General features: G+C 61.7%; 3 protein-coding genes. 2 read left to right on the forward strand and 1 reads right to left on the reverse strand.

The features are described 5' to 3' along the window. Window positions 1–221: 221 nt before the first annotated feature. A complete protein-coding gene (locus AC4HIX_RS17905) occupies window positions 222–836 on the reverse strand; it encodes a TetR/AcrR family transcriptional regulator (protein ID WP_490399972.1) in 615 nt (204 codons plus the stop codon). A gap of 128 nt (window positions 837–964) precedes the next feature. Between AC4HIX_RS17905 and AC4HIX_RS17910 the strand changes: the two genes are divergently transcribed. Both AC4HIX_RS17910 and AC4HIX_RS17915 read left to right on the forward strand, forming a co-directional pair. Beyond that, a complete protein-coding gene (locus AC4HIX_RS17910) occupies window positions 965–3,010 on the forward strand; it encodes an oxidoreductase (RefSeq protein ID WP_490399973.1) in 2,046 nt (681 codons plus the stop codon). Between the two features lies 1 nt (window position 3,011). After that, window positions 3,012–3,746 carry an NAD(P)-binding domain-containing protein gene (locus AC4HIX_RS17915; protein ID WP_490399974.1) on the forward strand — a complete coding sequence of 245 codons (735 nt, stop codon included), beginning with the start codon at window positions 3,012–3,014 and terminating at the stop codon, window positions 3,744–3,746. The last annotated feature ends 63 nt before the right edge of the window (window positions 3,747–3,809 follow it).

Genomic DNA, 3,809 nt, shown 5'->3' on the forward strand with positions numbered 1-3,809 from the left:
GGCAACTTTTGGTCCCGCGCCGGTGCTTTTGGGGGCGCCGCGCGGCCGCGGGGCGCGGCAGTGGCAAAAAACGTTCGTTAGTTTTCAGCAGAAGCGACCTGCGCTGCGCACCTTGGGCGTGGCGCTTGGCTAAACTGTCCGGCAGGCATATTGGATGCCTGGGCGGCGGGCGGGAGTACACCCATATGGCAAGAGGCTGGCACTGAAGCAGCATCCAGTGATCAGCTGTGGCGGGCCAGAAACCGGTCCAAGTCATGCTGGGCAGGCGGCCGGCCTGAGAAAACCTCGATATAACCTGGCATCAGCGAGATCCGGTACTCGGTGCTTTCCCGAACCTGCATCGAGATATAGCCGATCTGGGTATAGATCATGGCCCGGGCGCGGATCAGCGCGTCCTGCGCATTGTACCCGAAGCGCAGGAACATCTGTTTTACTGCCTGCTCGCGACGTGCATCGGCCTTGTCCAGCCGCGCCTGCAGCCCGGCGTCATTGCGCGCCCAGTTGCGGATCGCGAGATCCAGCCGGGCATCAAACAGCTCCGGGTCAATCCAGCAGTCGAACAGGTTGAACAGCGCTTCTGCAATGGTTTCGGCATAGGCTTCGGTCCGGGCCACGAGATTGCCGGTGTTCTTTTCCTCCCAGCGGCGGATCATCGCGTCCAGCAGTGCTTCGCGGTCCTTGAAATGCCAATAGAAACTGGTGCGCGACACAGCAAGCCGTTTGGCCAGCGGCATAACCTTGACGGCTTCCACGCCGCTTTCGGTCAGCACGTCGTATGCCGTAGCAAGCCAGTCTTCTTCACTCAGCCGCGCTCGGGAGATGTCCTGTGTGGTCATGCGTAAGCATTAGCAAGAGCCCGGCGCGGGAGCAACTTTTCCGGACAGGTGTGATCGTTAAATTGACACATGTGTCATGATGGTGTCGTATCATGGCTAGCCCAGACATCGTTCCAGGAGATTCAGCCATGTCCAAGGATCCGCTGCTGCAGCCCTATCAGCTGAAGCATCTGACGCTTCGCAACCGGATCATGACCACCAGCCATGAACCGGCCTATCCGGAAGACGGCATGCCCAAGGAACGCTATGCCGCCTATCACGCGGAGCGTGCCAAGGCCGGAGTGGCGCTGACTATGACCGCCGGCTCGGCTGCGGTCAGCCGCGACAGCCCGCCGGTGTTCAACAATATCCTGGCCTACAAGGACGAAGTTGTGCCTTGGATCCGCAACCTGACGGATCAGGTGCATGAGCACGGCGCAGCGGTGATGATCCAGCTCACCCACCTGGGCCGCCGCACCGGCTGGAACAAGGGTGACTGGCTGCCGTCCGTCAGCTCTTCACGGCACCGCGAACCCGCGCACCGGTCCTTTCCCAAATTGGCAGAGGATTGGGACATCGCCCGCATTATTTCCGATTTCGCTGATGCAGCAGAGCGGATGAAAGAGGGCGGCATGGACGGGATCGAGCTGCAGGTCTATGGCCACTTGCTGGATCAGTTCTGGTCCCCGCTGACCAATGATCTGGACGGGCCTTACGGCGGTCAATCGCTGGACAGCCGGATGCGCATGCCGCTCGATGTCCTGCGCGCAGTCCGGGACCGCGTCGGGGAGGATTTCATCGTCGGCCTGCGGTACACCGCGGATGAGGCGCAGAAAGGCGGGATCAGCCCTGAAGAAGGGATCGAAATCTCCAGGCGTCTGGCGGACAGCGGGATGGTGGATTTCCTAAACGTGATCCGAGGACGTATCCACACCGATCCTGCGATGACCGACGTGATCCCGGTGCAGGGTATGAAGTCGGCGCCGCATCTGGATTTCGCCGGGGAAGTGAAGAGGGCCACCGGCATGCCAACATTTCACGCCGCCCGCATTCCCGATGTGGCCACTGCCCGCCATGCGGTTGCCAGCGGCCTGCTGGACATGGTTGGCATGACCCGCGCCCATATGGCGGATCCGCATGTGGTGCGGAAGATCATTGAGGGGCGCGAAGATGACATCCGCCCCTGCGTCGGCGCTACCTACTGTCTCGACCGGATTTATCAGGCGGGGGAGGCCCTTTGCATCCACAACGCCGCCACCGGGCGCGAACTCACGATGCCCCACGAAATCCCAGCGGCAGAGACGCGCAAGAAAGTGGTGATCGTCGGCGCCGGCCCCGGCGGATTGGAGTCAGCGCGGGTGGCCGCAGAGCGAGGTCATGATGTGACTGTCTTCGAAGCGGCTGCTGAGCCGGGCGGCCAGGTGCGGCTGACGGCGCAAAACCCGCGCCGGGCTGAGATGATCGGCATCATCGACTGGCGCATGGCGCAATGCGCGGCCCGGGATGTTGCGTTCCGCTTCAATACTTGGGCTGAGGCGGAGGATGTGATGGCCCTGGACCCCGATGTGGTGATCGTGGCGACCGGCGGGATACCGAATATGGCGCTGCATGAAGCCCGGGAAGACGTGCCGCATGCTGTGTCCAGCTGGGACATCATTTCTGGCGATGTGAAACCCGCAGGGCATGTCCTGATCTATGACGAAAGCGGCGATCATCCGGGGGTGATGGCGGCAGAAACCGCGGCTGGTGCTGGAGCCCGGGTAGAGGTGATGACACCCGACCGGACGTTTGCGCCTGACATTATGGGCATGAACCTTGTGCCCTATATGCGGTCCCTGCAGGACAAGGACGTAAGGTTCACTGTCGCCCGCCGCCTGCTGGGCATCAGCCGGAGCGGCAACAGGCTGACTGCCGCCATCGGCACCGACTATAGCGGTCACACCTATAGCGAAGAGTATGATCAGGTGGTGGTCAATTATGGCACGCTTCCGCTGGACGACCTGTACTTCGCGCTGAAGGATCAGTCAGCCAACTGCGGCGAAGTGAACTATGATGCACTGATTGCGGGCCGTCCGCAGGCCGCCATGTCCAACCCGGCGGGCCGGTTCCGGCTGTTCCGGATCGGTGATGCGGTTTCCGCGCGCAACACACATGCGGCGATCTATGACGCGCTGCGGCTTATGAAGGACATCTGACATGCGCCTTGGTTTTCTCGGATGCGGCACCATTGCCTCTGCAGTGGTGCGGGGACTCGCTGGAAAGGGGCACCGGATTACGGTGTCAGAGCGCAGCCGGTCCCAATCGGCAGCATTGGCGGCGGAATTCGGCGACGTCACTGCTGCTTCCAACCAGGCGGTGGCAGATGCCAGCGAAGTTGTTTTTCTGGGTCTTATGGCAGAGGCGGCTGATGGCATCCTGTCCGGGCTGGAGTTTCGCGAAGATCAGCAGGTGATCTCTTTCATGGCCGGTGCCGGTTTGGCTAGGGTCGCGCAATCGGCCGCACCGGCGCGCGCGGCGGCTGTGATGATGCCCTTTCCAGGGATTGCGCAGGGCGGCTCTCCTATCATAGCTCTGGGAGACACTGGCCTGGTCTCGCAGATATTCGGTCCTGAGAACGTTGTATTTGCCCTGAAGGACCAGGCAGAGCTTGATGCCTACCTGTGTGCCCAGGCAGTACTGTCGCCGGTTGCGCGCATGGTGAACGACGCCGCCGAATGGCTGGGCGGCCGGGCCGAGGACCGGCAGCAAGGAGAAGCTTTTCTGCGCATGCTGATCACCAGCAGCCTGCAGAAGCCTGGCTGTGCAGAATTGATTGAAGCCTTGAATACGCCCGGCGGCTACAACCAGCGTCTGCGCCTCCATATGGAAGACGCCGGTATTGGGCGGGATCTCGTTGCGGGTTTGGACATGCTTGAGTGCGGCAAACGGTAAAGCGATCAGGCGGCCGTTTGGCCGTCTTTTTTGTTTGTGGCTCTGCCGCCTTTGTCCTTTGGC

The sequence above is a fragment of the Leisingera sp. genome, assembly GCF_982940295.1.

What these genes read in the sequence shown, in the direction of transcription:
- AC4HIX_RS17905 (WP_490399972.1), bottom strand. Translation starts at nt 836, where the DNA reads ATGACCACACAGGACATCTCCCGAGCGCGGCTGAGTGAAGAAGACTGG.
- AC4HIX_RS17910 (WP_490399973.1), top strand. Translation starts at nt 965, where the DNA reads ATGTCCAAGGATCCGCTGCTGCAGCCCTATCAGCTGAAGCATCTGACG.
- AC4HIX_RS17915 (WP_490399974.1), top strand. Translation starts at nt 3,012, where the DNA reads ATGCGCCTTGGTTTTCTCGGATGCGGCACCATTGCCTCTGCAGTGGTG.